This is a genomic window from Salmonella sp. SAL04214 (assembly GCF_046550615.1).
GTDB lineage: Bacteria > Pseudomonadota > Gammaproteobacteria > Enterobacterales > Enterobacteriaceae > Salmonella > Salmonella enterica.
The window spans coordinates 429,112-447,361 of sequence record NZ_JBGDXT010000003.1 but is presented as its reverse complement, the minus strand read 5'-3'; the positions used below and the strand labels follow the sequence as shown (position 1 = coordinate 447,361).

At 53.2% G+C, this 18,250-nt stretch carries 19 protein-coding genes; 6 read left to right on the top strand and 13 right to left on the bottom strand.

Going from position 1 to position 18,250, the window contains the following annotated elements; translation table 11 throughout:
- Positions 1-143 precede the first annotated feature (143 nt).
- Positions 144-1,178: an AI-2E family transporter gene (locus tag ACLJQD_RS07925; RefSeq protein WP_001118268.1), complete on the bottom strand. Its 1,035-nt coding sequence runs from the start codon at positions 1,176-1,178 to the stop codon at positions 144-146.
- A 417-nt stretch (positions 1,179-1,595) separates the two neighbouring features.
- Here ACLJQD_RS07925 and mdtJ point away from each other — a divergent pair, with 417 nt between their 5' ends.
- Together mdtJ and mdtI are read left to right on the top strand one after the other, a co-directional pair.
- Positions 1,596-1,958 carry a multidrug/spermidine efflux SMR transporter subunit MdtJ gene (mdtJ, locus tag ACLJQD_RS07920; RefSeq protein ID WP_000500277.1) on the top strand — a complete coding sequence of 121 codons (363 nt, stop codon included), beginning with the start codon at positions 1,596-1,598 and terminating at the stop codon, positions 1,956-1,958.
- Positions 1,945-2,274 carry a multidrug/spermidine efflux SMR transporter subunit MdtI gene (gene mdtI, locus ACLJQD_RS07915; RefSeq protein WP_001183821.1) on the top strand — a complete coding sequence of 110 codons (330 nt, stop codon included), beginning with the start codon at positions 1,945-1,947 and terminating at the stop codon, positions 2,272-2,274. Before mdtJ ends, mdtI begins: the two co-directional genes overlap by 14 nt.
- Before the next feature lie 34 nt (positions 2,275-2,308).
- Here mdtI and ACLJQD_RS07910 read toward each other — a convergent pair whose 3' ends face one another.
- Entirely contained in the window at positions 2,309-3,130 is an 822-nt protein-coding gene (locus ACLJQD_RS07910; protein ID WP_000549649.1) for a trypsin-like serine peptidase, read from the bottom strand.
- Positions 3,131-3,398: 268 nt separating this feature from the next.
- Complete coding sequence (asr, locus tag ACLJQD_RS07905; protein WP_017441038.1) at positions 3,399-3,650, bottom strand: acid resistance repetitive basic protein Asr; 252 nt, start codon at positions 3,648-3,650, stop codon at positions 3,399-3,401.
- Positions 3,651-3,885: 235 nt separating this feature from the next.
- On the opposite strand from asr, the gene ACLJQD_RS07900 reads away from it, so the two are divergent.
- On the top strand, positions 3,886-3,978 hold the full coding sequence (locus ACLJQD_RS07900) for a KPN_01571 family protein (protein ID WP_001068154.1): 93 nt from the start codon (positions 3,886-3,888) through the stop codon (positions 3,976-3,978).
- A gap of 66 nt (positions 3,979-4,044) precedes the next feature.
- Here ACLJQD_RS07900 and ACLJQD_RS07895 read toward each other — a convergent pair whose 3' ends face one another.
- A complete protein-coding gene (locus tag ACLJQD_RS07895; protein WP_000091796.1) occupies positions 4,045-5,298 on the bottom strand; it encodes an MFS transporter in 1,254 nt (417 codons plus the stop codon).
- 119 nt (positions 5,299-5,417) lie between these two features.
- Here ACLJQD_RS07895 and ACLJQD_RS07890 point away from each other — a divergent pair, with 119 nt between their 5' ends.
- The 3 genes from ACLJQD_RS07890 (at position 5,418) to bioD (ending at position 8,486) form a co-directional block, all read left to right on the top strand.
- Positions 5,418-6,317, top strand: coding sequence for a LysR family transcriptional regulator (locus ACLJQD_RS07890; protein WP_001624166.1), 900 nt, complete (start codon positions 5,418-5,420; stop codon positions 6,315-6,317).
- A gap of 127 nt (positions 6,318-6,444) precedes the next feature.
- Positions 6,445-7,665 carry a sugar metabolism global transcriptional regulator Mlc gene (gene mlc / locus ACLJQD_RS07885; protein ID WP_017441039.1) on the top strand — a complete coding sequence of 407 codons (1,221 nt, stop codon included), beginning with the start codon at positions 6,445-6,447 and terminating at the stop codon, positions 7,663-7,665.
- 125 nt (positions 7,666-7,790) lie between these two features.
- Positions 7,791-8,486 carry a dethiobiotin synthase gene (gene bioD, locus ACLJQD_RS07880; protein ID WP_000919206.1) on the top strand — a complete coding sequence of 232 codons (696 nt, stop codon included), beginning with the start codon at positions 7,791-7,793 and terminating at the stop codon, positions 8,484-8,486.
- On the opposite strand, the gene clcB is transcribed toward bioD, so the two are convergent.
- The 9 genes from clcB to ynfF all read right to left on the bottom strand — a co-directional run bounded on the left by clcB (position 8,442) and on the right by ynfF (position 18,197).
- Positions 8,442-9,731: a voltage-gated ClC-type chloride channel ClcB gene (gene clcB / locus ACLJQD_RS07875; RefSeq protein ID WP_000554911.1), complete on the bottom strand. Its 1,290-nt coding sequence runs from the start codon at positions 9,729-9,731 to the stop codon at positions 8,442-8,444. The two genes, bioD and clcB, sit on opposite strands and share 45 nt — an antisense overlap.
- A gap of 135 nt (positions 9,732-9,866) precedes the next feature.
- Positions 9,867-11,015 (bottom strand): osmoprotectant ABC transporter ATP-binding protein OsmV, encoded by a 1,149-nt coding sequence (gene osmV, locus ACLJQD_RS07870; protein WP_000593093.1) that lies wholly within the window; start codon positions 11,013-11,015, stop codon positions 9,867-9,869.
- A complete protein-coding gene (gene osmW / locus ACLJQD_RS07865) occupies positions 11,015-11,662 on the bottom strand; it encodes an osmoprotectant ABC transporter permease OsmW (protein WP_017441040.1) in 648 nt (215 codons plus the stop codon). The genes osmV and osmW overlap by 1 nt, the downstream gene beginning before the upstream one ends.
- Before the next feature lie 9 nt (positions 11,663-11,671).
- Complete coding sequence (osmX, locus tag ACLJQD_RS07860; RefSeq protein WP_001211193.1) at positions 11,672-12,574, bottom strand: osmoprotectant ABC transporter substrate-binding protein OsmX; 903 nt, start codon at positions 12,572-12,574, stop codon at positions 11,672-11,674.
- Positions 12,575-12,602: 28 nt separating this feature from the next.
- Entirely contained in the window at positions 12,603-13,313 is a 711-nt protein-coding gene (osmY, locus tag ACLJQD_RS07855; RefSeq protein WP_000557304.1) for an osmoprotectant ABC transporter permease OsmY, read from the bottom strand.
- Between the two features lie 304 nt (positions 13,314-13,617).
- On the bottom strand, positions 13,618-14,232 hold the full coding sequence (dmsD, locus tag ACLJQD_RS07850; protein WP_000206567.1) for a Tat proofreading chaperone DmsD: 615 nt from the start codon (positions 14,230-14,232) through the stop codon (positions 13,618-13,620).
- Between the two features lie 42 nt (positions 14,233-14,274).
- Positions 14,275-15,132: a dimethyl sulfoxide reductase anchor subunit family protein gene (locus tag ACLJQD_RS07845; protein WP_000534698.1), complete on the bottom strand. Its 858-nt coding sequence runs from the start codon at positions 15,130-15,132 to the stop codon at positions 14,275-14,277.
- 1 nt (position 15,133) lies between these two features.
- A complete protein-coding gene (dmsB, locus tag ACLJQD_RS07840) occupies positions 15,134-15,751 on the bottom strand; it encodes a dimethylsulfoxide reductase iron-sulfur subunit DmsB (protein ID WP_000213069.1) in 618 nt (205 codons plus the stop codon).
- A gap of 10 nt (positions 15,752-15,761) precedes the next feature.
- Positions 15,762-18,197 (bottom strand): selenate/tellurate reductase subunit YnfF, encoded by a 2,436-nt coding sequence (gene ynfF / locus ACLJQD_RS07835; RefSeq protein WP_017441041.1) that lies wholly within the window; start codon positions 18,195-18,197, stop codon positions 15,762-15,764.
- Between the last annotated feature and the right edge of the window lie 53 nt (positions 18,198-18,250).

Sequence of the window (18,250 nt, the reverse complement as noted above, 5' to 3'; positions counted from 1 at the left end):
CCGTTTTTATACACTTCATCCTTTAAGCTGCCTCTTTGTTGGCTGCGCTCAGAAAACCCGGTCACATCGTTATCTATGCTCCCGGGGATTTCTTCCCTTGCCGCCGCGAGGCATCTTGAATGATTTTGTGTATGTATTGCATTTTATCTTTTGTTTAAATCGCTAAGCAGAACGGCGATACTCTGCCCGCCGGTGGTCTGTTCGAGGGCGATTTTGACAATGATGGTTAACGGAACGGAGAGCAACATGCCCACCGGACCTAATAGCCAGCCCCAGAAAATTAACGACAAAAATACCACTAAGGTTGAAAGGCCTAAACCACGTCCCATGATTCGTGGCTCAAGGATATTGCCGAAGACCAGATTAATCAGCAGATAGCCTGCCAGCACCAGCAGCGCATCATAAAACCCGTTAAATACCAGCACCTGAATAATGGGGGGCAGGGCAGCGAGCACCGATCCAATATTAGGGATATAGTTCAGCGCGAAGGCCAGTAGACCCCAGACAAAGGCGAAGCGGACATCCAGTGCGGCCAGCATTCCCCATGCGACCAGCCCCGTCACGATACTGATCGCTGTTTTTAACACCAGATAATGGGAAACGCTATCAAGCGCGCGTTGAATTGCCGCCATACCTTCTACCGGGCGGCTCATCATCTGCTGCAGTTTTTCAGGCAATTGTGGAACCTCCAGCAGCATAAATACCACGGTCAATAACAATAAAAAGATGGACGACATAGCATTGGACAGCTGGGTGAGCAGGTTCGTTACCAAAGTCATGGCGGCGTTTGGATCGATATATTTCGCCAGCTCATCAACCGACACGCCAATGCCTGCTCGCTGTAACCACGGTTCAATACGTTGCAACGGTATCACCAATGAGGAGCGATACTGCGGTAGGGTACGAGCCAGTTCATTTAATGATGTCCCCAAATAGGCCAGTAGCAGTACCATTAACATAACAATAATCACAATGAGCAATGATACGGCGATAACGCGCGGAATTCGGCATCGGGTCATCCGTTGCACAACGGGATTGAGAACGACTGCAATAAATAACGCCAAAATAAAGGGAACAATGATATCTGCGGCGAAGCGGATACCGCTCAGAATAACTACCAGCATTCCCAGCATAATGACGATTTTTAGACCATTGAGCGTGATGATCGGTTTTGCCATATCAGTCCCTGTTTTCTGATGCCGACACGAATAATAATGTGATGTCGGTCGACCTGTTCTGGTTAAAATCAAACACTTCAGGTAAAGAAGTGAAAATATTTTGAGTTAATTCCTGGCTTATGATACAAATCAGGCGTGTTCAACTACCGAGGACAATTATCATCCGCGATGACGAGAAGCAACACTGCGGATAATTGTAATATTATGGACAATATGTTCAGCGCTTTTTTCTCCACGCAAACGCATCTTCACTCTACCTCCTTTTTCCTGCTTATCGGCGAGCAGCACTGGCGTAACGCACTTTAGTCTCTCACTTCTGCCTGAGCTGGCGCAATGCGCTGTGCTAACTGATTTTATTTTTTAGTTTGCTGCGTGCAGCAGACTCGAAAGAGTATATTCTCATGCAGGAGAAGTGTCATGTTTTACTGGATTTTATTAGCTCTGGCTATCGCGACTGAAATTACCGGCACGCTCTCAATGAAATGGGCTAGCGTGGGTAATGGCAATGCGGGTTTTATTTTAATGCTGGTGATGATCACGCTGTCATATATATTTCTTTCTTTTGCGGTAAAAAAGATTGCCCTGGGTGTAGCGTATGCCTTATGGGAAGGGATCGGCATTTTATTTATTACCATTTTTAGCGTGCTGCTATTTGATGAAGCATTATCAACCATGAAGATTGCCGGCTTGCTGACGCTGGTCGCTGGCATAGTATTGATCAAATCAGGGACGCGTAAACCCGGCAAACCGGTGAAGGAGGCGGCTCGTGCAACAATTTGAATGGATACACGGCGCCTGGCTTGGGCTGGCAATAATGCTGGAAATCGCGGCTAACGTACTGTTGAAATTTTCGGACGGCTTTCGCCGTAAATGCTATGGCATCTTATCGCTTGCCGCTGTTCTGGCCGCCTTCAGCGCGCTTTCCCAGGCGGTAAAAGGGATAGACCTGTCGGTGGCGTATGCGCTATGGGGCGGTTTTGGTATTGCCGCCACGCTGGCGGCGGGCTGGGTGCTCTTCGGCCAGCGCTTAAATCCCAAAGGCTGGGTTGGCGTGATATTGCTGCTCGCAGGAATGGTCATGATCAAATTTGCCTGAGACGATCGCTGCCGGTCAGGCAGCGATTCCCGCATTAATCCTGCGCCAGAGCTTTCAGCTTATCGCGAAAGCCGGTGACGGATATGGCGCGGTTATCGGCGCGCCAGCGATCTTTAGCCGCAGGAGCGGAGCTTTGTACGCCAATGAGCTGCCATCCGCTATCCGTGTGCAATAAGAGCGGCGAGCCGCTGTCGCCAGGTAACGTGTCGCACTGGTGTGAGAGTACGGCATTCTGCGCCCAGCCGGTCACGACGCAATCCTGATGGGAATAAAGCGCATTCAGATGATCTTCCGGATAACCGGACTGCGTGACTTTTCGGTCTGCGGCTTTCAACGCCGCAGTGAGCGCCGCTTTATCGCCGGTAAATAAAGGCACTGGCGTGATACCGGAAGGTGGGTAGCGTAATATTACCAGACCAAAATCCCAGCTTGCCGCGGCAGGCGGCACAATCCAGCCATCGCCATCCGCTTTCAGGCGTCGGCCCAGCGACGGTTCAACGCGGCCTTCAATGCCGTGGATTTCATAGCGCCATACTCCTTTTCGCGCCACAAAACGCAGCGCAACCGCCTTGTCTGGTTTTCCTTTCGGTGGCGTTAGCAGGCAGTGACCTGCTGTCAGGGCGATATGCGGGGAGATAAGCGTTGCCGTACACAAATTACCGCTGGCGGTCTCTAGTTGCCCGATGGCATCCCACGGCGATTGGGTAGGATCGGCGACGGGCACCCGATCATCATGGTTAAAAAAAAGCGTTTTGACGTCGCTGGCATCCGTGGCGTCTGTTTCAGCCCCCCTGGCTTTCGCCATAACCGGTAAAAAACACACTATGCCCAGTAATACAGCAATGGTTTTATGCATATCACACTCTGGTGGGTAATTATGATTATTAACAACAAACCCTCAGTACTACTATAGACGTGACGGTAAGAAAGTGGGAGTAAAATCAGATAACTACACTCAGGAAAGATAGAAATGCGTGGCAATAACGGCGCATAAAATAAGCACGATAAGAATGAGCTCAAAGCGGTAGCGAGACACTTTTTTGCCCTCCCGGAAGGCGGCGCTAAACCAGAACAATTTAGCGCCGTAAAAACGGGCGCGGGGGCGCGCCGCAGCATGTTACGACTTACGCAGCCGGCTGCGAAGTTGTTTTTGACACAGATTTGGCTGGGGCTTTTTTGCCATCTTTTTTCTGGTGCTTTTTAGCCGCCTGCGCTTTTTGCTCAACGGTTTTTTTATGCTGTTTTTTGTGGTGCTGGGTGGTCTGGGTTGTTTTGGCAGGCGCTGCGGTTTTCGCAGGCGTTGCAGTCTCAGCCGCGAATGCTGCGGAAGAGAGACCCATTGCAGCGGCAACAACCAGAGCTAATACTTTTTTCATTTTGATACCCTCGATTTGGTTTTCATTCAACCCCACTGCGGGGCCGGTGAAATGACTATATCGCTGTTATCAAAAGGCTTCCGTGAGTGATTGGTTTCGGCATGTAACGCTATGTACAATCCCCCGGTAACGCGATGTCAGCCCCCACCATAATAGGTAGCTTTACGTTACCGGCCGTTATTTTTGGTCGCAGAGGCGGTAATATCCGCCCTCCAGAATAACAGGCACACCGTATATGAATCCGATAATCTGGGTGGTATTTACGCTTCTGGCGCTGGATGCAATCAGAGAAGTTATGGGCGTATCAAGCCTGACAGGTCTGTGGTGAACAGTGAGTCGTGGCGTGAAACCAGCCCGGCGATAGCGCACGTTGCTATCGCCGGATTATTTCTTTTCAGGCGTGAAGACGGTGATGTAACCGCGTCCCGACCAGGATGGCCAGCACCAGCATTAGCGCGATAAAACCGCCTACGCCGTTCCAGCCGTAACTATGCCAGAATACGCCGCCTAGCGTCCCGGCGATACTGGACCCCAGATAATAGCTGAAAAGATAAAGTGACGAGGCCTGTCCCTTCGCCCGGCGCGCACGCGGGCCAATCCAACTACTGGCCACGGAGTGCGCGGCGAAAAAGCCGGCGGAAAAAAGCAGCATCCCGGCAAAAATCAGCCAAAGCGAGGTAAAAAGCGTCAGTAAAAGCCCACCCAGCATTACTGCGGTAGAGAACAGCATCACCGGCCCCCGGCCATAGCGTGAGGTCATTGCGCCAGCTTTCGGCGAGCTCCATGTGCCGGTGAGATAGGCTACGGATAACAGTCCGACCACGGCCTGGCTTAATTCCCAGGGGGAGAGCATCAGGCGATAGCCAATGTAGTTAAACAGGGTGACGAACGCGCCCATCAGTAAAAAACCTTCCGCAAACAGCAGAGGTAACCCCCGATCGCGCCAGTGGAGACGGAAATTAATAAATAGCGTTTTAGGCCGTAGCGACGTGGGACGAAAATGTTGCGAGGCGGGTAAAATCTTCCAGAACATCAGCGCGGACGCCAGCGCAAAGCATCCGATGGCCGCCAGCGCGATGCGCCAGTTAAAAAAGTCGGTCATGACGCCGCTTAATAAACGCCCGCTCATCCCGCCGATGGAATTACCGCTAATATAGAGACCCATAGAGAAAGCGACAAAGCTGGGATGGATTTCTTCGCTCAGGTAGGTCATTCCCACCGCGGCGACGCCGCTTAACGACAGACCGATCAGCGCGCGCATAATCAGAATACCATGCCAGCTGGTCATCATGGTTGATAACAATGTGCAGCAGGAGGCTAATAACAAGGCGGTGACCATCACCGGTTTACGGCCTATCGCATCAGAAAGCGGGCCGGTAAAAAGTAAGCCGATAGCCAGCATGGCGGTAGAAATAGAAAGTGAAACGCTGCTGCTGGCGGGGGAGACGCCAAACTCCTGGGAAAGTACCGGTAGTATAGGCTGAACGCAATAAAGGAGCGCGAAAGTCGCCAGGCCCGCGGAAAAAAGGGCCAGCGTGACGCGCATGAAAGGCGCTGTACCGCGTTTAATAAATTGAACCGGCTGAGAATGGCGTTGTTCATCGATATCGCTCGCCGTGGCGTCATCGAGAATAGTTGTACGACTCACGTTAAATCCTTGCTTTACATCTCCGTCAACAGGAGACGGGTATAACCGACATGTAAAGCATAGAAAAAGCAAAATATTCTGTCTAATATATTAATTGTCTCAAATAAGACGTTAAAAATATGAATATCGAATTACGTCATTTACGTTACTTTGTGGCGGTAGCAGAAGAGCTGCATTTTGGTCGCGCCGCCGCGCGCCTCAATATCTCGCAGCCGCCGCTCAGTCAGCAGATACAAATTCTGGAGCAGCAGGTCGGCGCGCGATTACTGGCGCGGACCAACCGCAGCGTAGCGTTAACCGCCGCCGGGCGACAGTTTCTGGTGGATAGCCGACACATCCTGAGTCTGGTAAACGACGCCGCCGCTCGCGCCGAGCGGTTGCATCAGGGCGAAGCGGGAGAAATCCGTATTGGCTTTACGTCTTCAGCACCTTTTATTCGGGCGGTATCGCATACCTTTTCGTTGTTCCGCCAGTCCTATCCGGGAGTGCATATGCAAACGCGTGAAATGAATACGCGTGAGCAAATCGCGCCGCTCAACGAAGGCGTACTGGATATTGGCTTGCTGCGGAATACGCCGCTGCCCGACACACTTAATCGCGAGGTGATTTTGCATGAGCCGCTTATGGCCATGATCCCGCGCGAACATCGGCTGGCGCAAAAGCCGGTCGTCAGTCTGACAGAACTGGCGGAAGAACCTTTCGTCTTTTTCGATCCACATGTCGGGACGGGCCTCTACGACGATATTCTCGGCCTGATGCGGCGCTATAACCTGTCGCCGACCATCACGCAGGAGGTTGGCGAGGCAATGACCATTATCGGTCTGGTGGCGGCGGGACTGGGTGTCTCGATTCTGCCGGCATCCTTTAAGCGTGTACAGATGAGCGAGATGCGCTGGGTTCCCCTGGCAGAAGAGGACGCCGTATCTGAAATGTGGCTGGTATGGCCGAAGCATCATGAACAGAGTCATGCCGTACAGCGGTTTTGCCAACTGCTATTACTGGCTGCCCGACAGGATTAATTACGCTTAAAAAGGGTGAAAATGTGCAGTTAATCACACGGCTAAGCAAAAAGTTGACGGCGAGTATTGAAGTGTTTCACCATAGCACACAGATTATTTCGGAGCGCGAAAATAAAGGGAGTGAGCGGTGGTTGCTGATAGTCAGCCTGGGCATATCGATCAAATTAAGCAGACCAATGCTGGCGCAGTGTATCGCCTGATTGATCAGCTCGGACCGGTATCGCGAATTGACCTGTCTCGTCTGGCGCAGTTAGCGCCTGCCAGTATTACGAAAATTGTCCGCGAAATGCTGGAAGCGCATTTGGTTCAGGAACTTGAAATTAAAGAGGCGGGCAGTCGCGGACGTCCCGCCGTCGGGCTGATGGTGGAAACGGAAGCCTGGCACTATTTATCTATTCGTATTAGCCGTGGCGAAATTTTCCTTGCGCTGCGCGATCTTAGCAGCAAACTGGTGGTAGAAGAGTGTCTGCCGCTGCCGTTAAACGAAGCCATGCCGTTGCTTGAGCGAATTATTACGCACGTTGATCGGTTTTTTACCCGCCATCAGCAGAAACTGGAGCGTCTGACCTCCATTGCCATTACGTTACCGGGCATTATCGATACCGAAAACGGCGTTGTGCACCGGATGCCGTATTATGAAGATGTCAAAGAGATGCCTTTGGGAGATGCGCTGGAGCGGCACACCGGCGTACCGGTTTACATTCAGCATGATATTAGCGCCTGGACGATGGCAGAGGCGCTTTTTGGCGCCTCACGCGGCGCGCGCGACGTTATCCAGGTGGTGATTGATCATAATGTGGGGGCGGGCGTTATCACCGACGGTCATTTGCTTCATGCGGGCAGTAGCAGTCTGGTAGAGATTGGGCATACCCAGGTCGATCCTTATGGTAAGCGCTGTTATTGCGGTAATCATGGCTGTCTGGAGACCATCGCCAGCGTCGATAGTGTGCTGGAACTTACGCAGCTTCGGCTTAATCAATCGATGAGTTCAATGTTGCACGGCCAGCCGTTAACGGTAGATTCACTGTGTCAGGCGGCGATGCAGGGAGATCTATTAGCAAAAGATATTATTAGCGGCGTTGGCGCGCATGTCGGACGCATTCTGGCTATCATGGTGAATTTATTTAATCCGCAAAAAATTCTTATTGGTTCGCCGCTAAGTAAAGCGGCTGATATCCTTTTTCCGGCCATTGCTGACAGTATCCGTCAGCAGGCGCTGCCCGCCTACAGCAGGAACACGGTTGTGGAAAGCACGCAGTTTACCAACCAGGGCACGATGGCCGGGGCGGCGTTGGTAAAAGACGCGATGTATAACGGCTCTTTGTTGATTCGTCTATTACAGGGTTAACATTTTTTAACTGTTGTACAAAAATTTGCGCTAACTCAAGCTGATTGCCCTTGCCATATCTTAGACTTTCTCCACTGTATTATTTTCCTGGCTTATATTTTCGAAGCATAACGGTGGAGTTAGTGATGCTGAAGCGTTTCTTTATTACAGGTACAGACACTTCTGTTGGGAAGACGGTGGTTTCCCGCGCATTACTACAAGCGTTAGCGTCGGGTGGTAAGAGCGTTGCAGGGTATAAACCTGTCGCTAAAGGGAGCAAAGAGACTGCAGAAGGGATGCGCAACAAAGACGCGCTGGTATTGCAAAGCGTCTCTTCGCTGGAGTTGCCGTATGAGGCGATTAATCCGATCGCGTTAAGCGAAGAAGAAAGCAGCGTCGCGCATAGCTGTCCTATAAATTACACCTTGCTGTCCAACGGTCTGGCGAGCCTGAGCGATAAAGTGGACCACGTGGTTGTGGAGGGTACTGGCGGCTGGCGTAGTTTGATGAATGATTTACGTCCATTGTCCGAATGGGTGGTACAGGAACAGTTACCGGTATTGATGGTGGTAGGGATTCAGGAGGGGTGCATTAATCATGCGCTACTGACTGCGCAAGCTGTCGCTAACGATGGACTGCCATTAATTGGCTGGGTGGCGAATCGTATCAATCCTGGCCTGGCGCATTATGCTGAAATTATTGATGTGCTTGGGAAAAAACTGCCAGCGCCGCTGATTGGCGAGTTACCGTACCTGCCGCGCGCCGAGCAGCGTGAGCTGGGGCAGTATATTCGTTTATCAATGCTCGGCAGCGTGCTGGCGGTAGATAGAATCATGGCGTAACGTTCGCGAGAGCACTGACGCGACTACACAGGCAATCAGCAGACCGGGGAGTAACTGATACTCGCCGGTCATTTCACAAATCATCAGGGTGGACATTATCGGCGCATGGGTTGTCGCCGCCAGTAGCGTCGCCATACCCGCCAGCCCCAATAAAATTGCTATTTCATCCGAGCCTGGCAGCCAGAATCCCCATATCCGACCCAGAAACATTCCAATTGATAATCCGACAAATAATGTTGGCGTAAAGACGCCGCCCGGCGCGCCAGATCCGCTACTGGCGAGCACCGCCAGGATTTTGCACACAAAAATTCCGCCAATCAGCGAGAATAGCGGCGGGGAGAGCAAAAATGATTGTACGACGCTATAGCCGTTTCCCCATACCGTGGGCGTGAGTAACGACAGTAATCCGACAATAAGCCCGCCCAACGCCAGCTGCCAGGGCGGCGACAGTTTTAAGCGTAAGAAACTATTATGACTGGCCGTCATCAGCCACATCAGCAATGGGCCGCACAGACCGGCGACCAGACCGGTACTGACTATCATGACGTACTCCCGCGCGTGGAGATCAACGGTCAGATGTACGGTATAGAGTAGTGAATCGCTACCGTTTAATACATGGGTGGTTAGCAGGGCGACGACGGCGGAAACGACAACCGGGCCGAGGGAAGCCAGCATTAAGGTACCGAACAGGATCTCCGCGATAAACAGGCTGCCCGCCAGCGGCGCATGGTAAGCGCCCGCCATGCCCGCAGCGGCGCCGCTGGCGATCCATAATTTCCATTCCTCACGCGGCGTGAAGCGTCGGGCAAAGCTGGATGCCGCCAGCGCGGCGAGGAGGATCATTGCGCCTTCGCGACCAATTGCGCTGCCGCTGACCACGACCAGCAGCGAGGCCAGCGATTTCACCAGACTGGCGCCAACGTCAAATTGCCCGTCGGTTTGCAATGCTTCCATATAGTCAGTGGGCGCATGGGGGCGCTGTTGGTTCATTTTTTGCCACCCCCACAGCAACAGACCAGCGGCCAGGCCGCCAAGCGCTGGCGTAATCAGCCGTCGCCAGGGCGAAAGCCCCTCAGCCGCATTCACCAGACTGCCGGTGTCATTACTCAGGAAAATCCACTCCAGCAATTGCATCGCATGACGGAAGGCGGCGACAGCCAGCGCCGCGAGAATACCGATGAGCGTAGCGATCAGCAGGCGACGAAACATCGCGCGCAGATCCGGGTAAGCGTGTAAACGATGCATGAGCGGGTAAACAGGGAGTTTCAGGATAGCCTATTCTGCGGGGAAATGGCGTCAGACGCAAAAGCACTATGTGCGATATAATATTGCGTACAATAATGATACTGCCGGATAGCGAGAGGCCATCCGGCGGCAACGTTAGCTGCTTTCGTGAATATTTAGCGCCCGACGCGTGCGGCCTGAGCTGAGATAATCGGCGATGTAATCCTGAGAGATTTCACCGTTATAGCGTCCGTCTTCATCAACGATCGGCATCCAGCTAGTATTACTTTCGTACAATCTGGACAGCACAATACGCAGATTATCTTCCGCTTTGCCCGTAATACGGAAAGGATGGGTGATATCGGCGCAGATTCCGCTGGCGTTCCGCGCTTCCCGGCGCTTCACAAATCCCAGTGGCTTACCGTCGTTGTCAATGACGGTAATGGCGCGAATATCGTGATCATCCATAATGCCGAACGCCTCGCTTAACGGCGTGGAAGGCCGCGCGGTAATGGTTGGCTGTTGGTCGGTAACATCGCCTGCGGAGACCAGTAGCAAACGCTTTAACGTTCTGTCCTGACCGACAAACGACCCGACAAACTCGTTAGCCGGTTTGGCCAGCAGTTCATCAGGACTGGCGCACTGTACAATTCGCCCCTGACGGAACACGGCGATACGGTCGCCGAGTTTTAGCGCTTCGTCGATATCATGGCTGACCAGCATCACAGTCTTTTTTAGCTTACGCTGCATATCCAGAAACTGGTTCTGGATCACTTCGCGGTTAATGGGGTCCACCGCGCCGAAGGGCTCATCCATCAGCAGTACCGGCGGATCGGCGGCCAGAGCGCGGATCACGCCAATGCGCTGCTGCTGTCCCCCGGACATCTCCTTTGGATAGCGATGCAGAAATTTTCTGGCATCCAGCGCCACCATGTCCATCAACTCTTCGGCGCGTTGCTTGCAGCGTGCTTTGTCCCAACCCAACATGCGCGGCACAACGGTAATATTTTCTTCAATCGTCATATTAGGAAACAGGCCGATTTGTTGGATAACATACCCAATATTGCGGCGTAGCGTTACCGTATCCATATCGTTGGTATTCTCGCCGTTGATAAGAATATTACCGCTGCTGGGCGCGATCAGCCGGTTGATCATCTTTAACGTGGTGGTTTTGCCGCAGCCGGAGGGACCGAGTAAGACGCACATTTCGCCTTCCGGCACGTTCAGGTTGACGTTGTCGACGGCTTTTAGCGGCTGACCCTTTTTCTGTACAAATTGTTTGGTGAGATTTTCCAGTTTTATCATTATCGTATCCCCTTAGGTGTCAGTACGACTTGCAGACGATGCAACAGCCAGTCAAGTACAATTGCCAGTAGACAGATCATCAGCGCGCCGGCAATTAACATGCGAATATCGCTGCCGCTAATGCCGTTTAACAGTAGCAGTCCCAGACCGCCGGCGCCGATCACCGCGGCAATCGCCATTACGCCGATATTCATCACTACCGCGGTGCGGATACCCCCGAAAATAACCGGTAGGGCCATTGGGATTTCGACCCAGCGCAGCCGTTGCCAGAAAGTCATACCGATGCCGCGTCCCGCTTCACGCAGACCGGGCGGCAAACTATCAAGCGCAGTATGGGTATTACGGACAATCGGCAGTAAAGAGTAGAGAAAAACGGCCGTCACGGCGGGCAGAACGCCAATACCATGCCCGATCAGCGAAAAGAGCGGGATCATTAATCCAAACAGCGCGATAGACGGAATGGTAAGAAGTAGCGTGGCGGCGCCCAATACCGGCGTTGCCAGCCATTTGTGGCGTACAATCAAAACGCCTAACGGTACGCCGATGATAATCGCCAGACCGACGGCCAGCGCGACCAGCCAGAGATGCTGAAAGGTAAGGCTGGCGAGATAGCCTGCGTTATCCAGCATATAATATATCGTATCCATAGGCGCTCCTTACAGCAGACCTTTGTCCTGCAAAAATTGATGGGCTACCTGTTGCGGCGTGCGATGCTCGATATCGACCTGGGCGTTTAGGGTCGATATCACATCGTTATTGAGCAGGCCGGAAAGGGTATTTAAGGCGTCATCAAGGCCAGGATTGGCTTCCAGCACCTCTTTACGCACCACGGGCGTGACAGCGTAACTTGGAAAGAAGCCTTTATCATCTTCCAGCACTTTCAGATCAAACCCTTTCACCCGTCCGTCGGTGGTATAGACCAGCCCGGCGTCAACCAGCCCATCCCGAACGGCGTTATAGACCAGCCCTGGGTCCATCTGTCGTATTTGCGGGCGATCAAGCTGCATCTGGTAGGCTTGCTGAAGGGGCTTCATTCCGTCGCTGCGCCCGGCAAATTCCAGATCGAGGCCGAGCATCCAGTTGTGGTCAGGATCGTTCTGCCGGACCTGTTCGATTTTTGCCACCATTTGCGAGATGGTGGTGATATTTTCCGACTCGGCGCGTTTGCGCTGCATCGCGAACGCGTAAGTATTGTTCATGTCAGCCGGTTTGAGCCATACCAGGCCCAGCTTCGCATCCAGGCGTTTTACCGTGTCGTAGGTTTCCTGTGGACTCATGCGCTTATCGATACGGTTGAAAATAATCAGCGATGTACCGGTGTATTCCCAGGTAATATCAATTTGTTTATTCACCATCGCATTACGTGAAATCACCGCGGCGATATTGGTTTGCGGCTGAACCTGAAAGCCTTTCTTCTGCAAATACTGAACGGTCATAGCGGAAAGAATATGCTGCTCGGTAAAGCTTTTGGTGGCGAGAACCAGCGGCGCGGCCTGCGTCTGGCTACTGAACAACAGCGTTGCGGCAAGCCATCCTAACAGGTGTTTTTTGAATCTCATTTAACGCTCCTTATTGTTATTTATGCGTTCAGACGGTATGAGGGCTAAGGCGTCGCCCAAACCAGGCAAGCAGAGTGTCAAGAATCAGCGCGAATAACGCCGTGGCCGTTGCGCCGAGGATTAACGTCGGAAAATCGTTGAGATAAATTCCCGGGAAAATCAGCTCGCCGTAGCTGCTGGCGCCAATCAGAAAGGCTAGCGGCGCGGTGCCGACATTGATGGCGGTCGCGATGCGAATACCGGACAGCATCACTGGCCACGCATTAGGTAGCTCTACCTGACGAAGCCGCTGCCATTTTGTCATCCCAATCCCGTTGGCCGCTTCAATCAGTGAGGCGGGAACGGAACAGAGGCCCGCATAGGTATTGCGGACGATAGGCAGAAGGGAGGCCAGAAATAGCGCGACAATGGCGGGCGTATCGCCGATCCCGATAATCACCATCGCTAAGGCCAGGACGGCCAGCGGCGGCAAGGTATTACCAACATTAAAGATTTGCATGACATATTCAGCAAATCCTTTTGCCGCAGGACGGCTGAGTAAAATCCCACTCGGGATACCGACCAGTAAAGCAAAAAACATGGACGTAAAGACCAGCATCAAATGCCGTTGTCCGAGATACAGCAGATCGACCTGGCGCGCTTTCAGCGTCTCCAGACCGATTCCCCAGATAAACAGCGCCAGTAACAGCAAAATGACGATAGTGAACCCAAGTACGCGTTTTAGGGTGAGGGTGTGCATTGCGGTGTGTCTCCCTGTTTGCATGTGTTATGGCGACGTTAAGAGTCGCGTGTTGTTATGCCATGTTCCGGCAGGGTGCTTTGAGCTATAGCAACAGGTTGGGAAGGATTCCAGCGGAGCGTGATGTTTAACACTGTTAAACATCTATTAACAATTATGCTTTGCCCTTATACGGCTTAGCGTGAACATTCACGATAAAGAATTATCTTAAAAATAGAAGCGTGGTGTGACGTTGTCACTTTTTGTAGATAAAAATAGGCCGCAATGGGAGAAAAGGCAGGTAAAATCCTGCCTTTTGTGGGGATTAACGGAATAACGGTTTTACAGCGACGGGAATAATGAGTTGAGCTTGCCATTGCGCCAGCGTCAGACGCGCCAGTTGCCCCAACGCCTGATAAAACGGATGCCCGGCATGATCGATAAATACGTCCAGAAAGCGGGACGACCACGGAAACAGATGCCAGGCCAGGAGTTGTTCGCATTCATGATGACGGCCATTCTCGGCAAGCCAGGCCGCCAGCAGCAACAGCGACCCAAAATGATCTTCTGGCTCGTTTTGCTGCATTTCAAACTGAATCCCGTTTTCGCGCATCCACTGACGTAGCGCCAATGTAGAATCGCCAAATAATACGCTCTCACGATCCAGCCAGACGGAACCCCACGGCGGAGACGGCAGAGCGTAAGGGCCGATAAACAGACGCTGCCAGGCCTGTGGCAACGACTCTTCGCTGTGGGTCTTAAACATAGCCGCCACAGGCGCAAGCGCCTCGGCATCAAGCGGCCACTGCGCCTGCCAGTCGTCGGTTAATAGCGCCTGAACCAGAGGAGCGGTTTCGTGGCTTTCCGGCGAATAATAAAACAACGCGCCGAGAACACGCGCCGTTACTGCAAAATCATCACGTTGTAAAAAAGTGGTCATTCAAACAATCCCGAAAGGTGCGGGTCGCCCCGCACGCATAAATTAACCTGCGACGGCCATACCTACGGTCATATGCAGGCCATAAAAAAGTCCGCGGCCAATAATTTCGCCTGCCAGCACCAGCACGACACCGAGCAGCAAACCAACGGTATGCGGTTCGCGGCGACGAATTAGCGGACATAGCCAGCAGCCTAATCCGGCAGCAAGCAAGACAATGCGCCAGACCTGTAGCATACCGTAATCCGGTGCGAGATGGCTGGCCTGTTGCACGGAACTGTGAATGGTTGAGAGAGACAGTCCTTGTAGTACGATGACCGCCACGCACACCACCAACGCCAGGCCGCTAATACTGGCAAACGTCACGCTGCAAAATGGGACGCGCGCGATGCGTAGCAGTAGCGCCGCAAACACCGGGCCGCACAGGAATGCCGTGAGGAAAAAGGCCAGCGTGGTGTAGCCATTATACCAGGTTGGCACGGTATCTATCTGATAAACGAGCGTCATTGCCCAGATGAATGCAACGCCGAGCGCCATACTGACCAGCAGCCACACTTTACCCAGCGCCGGGGGCATTTTACCGAGTACCGCCACCAGCCACCAGATGCCGCCTACGGCAAAGAACACCGATCCTGCGGCGATTTCATTACTCAGAGCGGAAGCGCCTACGCGGTTAAGCGAGTTAAACGCGCGCATCGGCGAGCCGAGATGCATAATCGACGCGAGGAATCCCAGTCCCATCACCAGCCACAGAAAAAACATGCTGCGCACGATGCGCTGACGGGCGATGGTATCGTCTTTTGCCGTCAGCCAGCCCAGTCCGCTAACGATTAACGCACCGACCACGCACTGACCAAAGACCGTGAAGATCATCAACGGCCATTCATGCCATCCACTTCCCATCTTATACCTCCTTCGGATTGGCCAGATAACCGGTAGTGTCCCCGGTCGGGCGGCTGTTGGCGTTGGGTTTAATCACAATATTCGGCTTCGTGAAATGCGCGCGCGGCAGCGGCGCGACGGCAGCCAGCTCACCGTGTTTTTTGCGCAGTTCGTCTATCGGGCCGAAATCCAGCGCCCGCAGCGGGCAGGATTCCACGCAAATTGGTTTCTTGCCTTCCGCCACCCGGTCATAACAGCCATCGCACTTGGTCATATGACCTTTGGCCGCGTTGTACTGCGGCGCGCCGTACGGGCAGGCCATGTGGCAATAGCGGCAACCGATACAGACCTCTTCATTCACCACCACAAAACCGTCATCGCGCTTGTGCATCGCGCCGCTCGGGCAGACTTTGGTACAGGCCGGGTCTTCGCAGTGGTTGCATGAAATGGAGAGATAGTAGGCAAAGACGTTCTGGTGCCAGACGCCGTTATCTTCCTGCCAGTCGCCACCTGCGTATTCATATATCCGCCGGAAACTGACGTCGGGAGTGAGATCTTTGTAGTCCTTGCAGGCCAGTTCGCAGGTTTTGCAACCGGTGCAACGACTGGAATCAATAAAAAATCCATACTGGGTTGTCATCGGTTACTCCTTACGCCTTTTCAACCTGAACAAGATTACTGTGTGACGGATTACCTTTCGCCAGTGGGGAAGGCCGGTGCGACGTCAGAATGTTAATGGAGCCGCCGCGATCGATTTTGTCGCCAAACATGTCGGCATTTAACCAGGCGCCCTGGCCGATAGCGGTGACGCCAGGCAATATGCGCGGCGTGACTTTTGCCGGAATGAGCATCTCTCCATTCTGGTTAAAGACCCGCACGGTGTCGCCGTGCTGAATGCCGCGCGCTTGCGCATCAATTGGGTTGATCCAGATCTCCTGCGGACACGCCTGTTGCAGGACGTCGATATTGCCGTAGCTGGAGTGGGTACGCGCTTTATAGTGGAAGCCGGTTAGCTGTAGCGGGTAGCGCTGACGAAGCGGATCGTCCCAACCGTCAAAGCCTGGTGTATAGGCGGGTAAAGGATGGATAATCTCATCTTTCTTCAGCTCCCACGTGTTGGCGAGGGTTGCCAGACGCTCGGAATAGATTTCGATTTTACCGGACGGCGTTTTCAGTGGGTTGGCGGCAGGGTCTTCGCGGAAGGCGCGGAAAGCGACGTAGTGCTCCTCCGGGCATTTTTTCTTGAAAATCCCTGTCTGTTTCATCTCTTCGTAATCCGGCATTTCCGGGTTACGCGCTTTGGTTTTTGCGTGCAGGTATTTGACCCACTCATGCTGCGTGCGGCCTTCTGTGAAGGTCTGGTATACGTCCGGACCAAGCCGTTTAGCCACTTCACTGAGCGTCCAGTAAATGGGCTTTCTTTCAAATTTCGGCGAGGTGGCGGGCTGACCAAGAATGACATAGCCCATATTGCCTGCGGATTCGTGGGAAATCAGATCTTCCTGCTCGGTCGGCATTAAATCAGGCAGCAGAATGTCGCAATATTTTGCCGACGCAGTCATAAAGTGCTCGATGCCGACGATCATTTCACATTTACTGTCGTCCTGAAGCACCTCGTGGGTGTGGGCGATATCGCCATGCTGATTGATCAGCGTATTACTGGCGTAGCACCACAAAAATTTGATCGGCACGTCGAGCTTGTCTTTTCCCCGCACGCCGTCGCGTATGGCGGTCATTTCCGCGCCATGATCGATAGCGTCGGTCCAGGTAAAGACCGAAATCTGGGTTTTTACCGGGTTCTCCAGCATAGAAAACCATTCGACGCCCAGATCCCAGGTGCCTTCGCGCACGCCGGAATTACCGCCATTTATGCCGACGTTACCGGTGAGTACAGACAGCATGGCGATTGCGCGTGCGGTCTGCTCCCCGTTAGAGTGGCGTTGCGGTCCCCAGCCCTGGCAAATGTAAGCCGGTTTCGCCGAGCCGATTTCCCGCGCCAGTTGAATGATTTTTTCCGCCGGAATACTGGTAATCTGCGCGGCCCATTGCGGCGTTTTAGCAATACCGTCTTCGCCCTGACCCAAAATATAGGCTTTATAGTGCGCGTTACGCGGGGCCGAGGCGGGCAGAGTGGTTTCGTCGTAGCCGATGCAGTATTTATCCAGAAACGGTTTATCAATAAGATCTTCGGTAATCAGCACCCAGGCGATTGCCGCCGCCAGCGCGCCATCGGTACCCGGGCGAATCGGCAGCCACTCGTCTTCGCGGCCGGCGGCAGTGTCGTTATAACGCGGGTCAATGACGATCATCCGGGCGTTGGAGCGTTCGCGCGCCTGTTCGACATAGTATGTCACGCCGCCGCCGCTCATACGTGTTTCCGCGGGGTTATTGCCAAACATCACCACCAGTTTTGTATTGGCGATATCATCCGGACTATTGCCGTCGTTGCCGCCGAACATATAGCTCATGGCCGCGCTGATTTGGGCTGTGCTGTAGCTACCGTAACGGCTGAGATAGCCGCCGCAGGCGTTCATCAGGCGATACGGTACGTTAGAATTGGTAATATTGCCGCCGTCCACGCCGGTACCGTAAAGGACATGTACCGCTTCGTTGCCGTAATCCTTGAGGATACGTTTCAGGTTATCGCCGATGGTATCCAACGCTTCATCCCAACTGATACGTTCGAATTTGCCTTCTCCTCGTTTACCAACGCGTTTCATCGGATATTTCAGGCGATCGGGATGATTCATCCGGCGACGAATAGAACGACCGCGCAGGCAGGCGCGTACCTGATGGTTGCCATATTCATCGTTGCCCGTGGTATCTGATTCAACCCAATATACGGTGTCATCTTTTACGTGCAGGCGCAGCAGGCAGCGGCTGCCGCAGTTAACGGTACATGAACTCCAGACCGCTTTTTCTGCCACATTGCCAGATGCGAGGTCTGCTGCGGCGTGGGCGATGCGGGAGAACGGAAGGGTGAAAGCGCTACTGGCAAGCGCAAGGCTACCGATAGCGGAGGTTTTCACCAGGCTTCGTCGGCTGATACTGGCCGCCATTAATGCCTCAGGGTTGGTGATTTTCATAACAGCTCACTATGCTCATCCAAAAAAGAGTTTTAAATGTCGTTGTGTTCGCA

What these genes read in the sequence shown, in the direction of transcription:
- asr (WP_017441038.1), bottom strand. Translation starts at nt 3,650, where the DNA reads ATGAAAAAAGTATTAGCTCTGGTTGTTGCCGCTGCAATGGGTCTCTCT.
- ACLJQD_RS07925 (WP_001118268.1), bottom strand. Translation starts at nt 1,178, where the DNA reads ATGGCAAAACCGATCATCACGCTCAATGGTCTAAAAATCGTCATTATG.
- osmW (WP_017441040.1), bottom strand. Translation starts at nt 11,662, where the DNA reads ATGGATACGATATATTATATGCTGGATAACGCAGGCTATCTCGCCAGC.
- ACLJQD_RS07890 (WP_001624166.1), top strand. Translation starts at nt 5,418, where the DNA reads ATGAATATCGAATTACGTCATTTACGTTACTTTGTGGCGGTAGCAGAA.
- osmY (WP_000557304.1), bottom strand. Translation starts at nt 13,313, where the DNA reads ATGCACACCCTCACCCTAAAACGCGTACTTGGGTTCACTATCGTCATT.
- mdtJ (WP_000500277.1), top strand. Translation starts at nt 1,596, where the DNA reads ATGTTTTACTGGATTTTATTAGCTCTGGCTATCGCGACTGAAATTACC.
- osmV (WP_000593093.1), bottom strand. Translation starts at nt 11,015, where the DNA reads ATGATAAAACTGGAAAATCTCACCAAACAATTTGTACAGAAAAAGGGT.
- ynfF (WP_017441041.1), bottom strand. Translation starts at nt 18,197, where the DNA reads ATGAAAATCACCAACCCTGAGGCATTAATGGCGGCCAGTATCAGCCGA.
- ACLJQD_RS07900 (WP_001068154.1), top strand. Translation starts at nt 3,886, where the DNA reads ATGAATCCGATAATCTGGGTGGTATTTACGCTTCTGGCGCTGGATGCA.
- bioD (WP_000919206.1), top strand. Translation starts at nt 7,791, where the DNA reads ATGCTGAAGCGTTTCTTTATTACAGGTACAGACACTTCTGTTGGGAAG.
- dmsB (WP_000213069.1), bottom strand. Translation starts at nt 15,751, where the DNA reads ATGACAACCCAGTATGGATTTTTTATTGATTCCAGTCGTTGCACCGGT.
- dmsD (WP_000206567.1), bottom strand. Translation starts at nt 14,232, where the DNA reads ATGACCACTTTTTTACAACGTGATGATTTTGCAGTAACGGCGCGTGTT.
- ACLJQD_RS07845 (WP_000534698.1), bottom strand. Translation starts at nt 15,132, where the DNA reads ATGGGAAGTGGATGGCATGAATGGCCGTTGATGATCTTCACGGTCTTT.
- clcB (WP_000554911.1), bottom strand. Translation starts at nt 9,731, where the DNA reads ATGCATCGTTTACACGCTTACCCGGATCTGCGCGCGATGTTTCGTCGC.
- osmX (WP_001211193.1), bottom strand. Translation starts at nt 12,574, where the DNA reads ATGAGATTCAAAAAACACCTGTTAGGATGGCTTGCCGCAACGCTGTTG.
- ACLJQD_RS07910 (WP_000549649.1), bottom strand. Translation starts at nt 3,130, where the DNA reads ATGCATAAAACCATTGCTGTATTACTGGGCATAGTGTGTTTTTTACCG.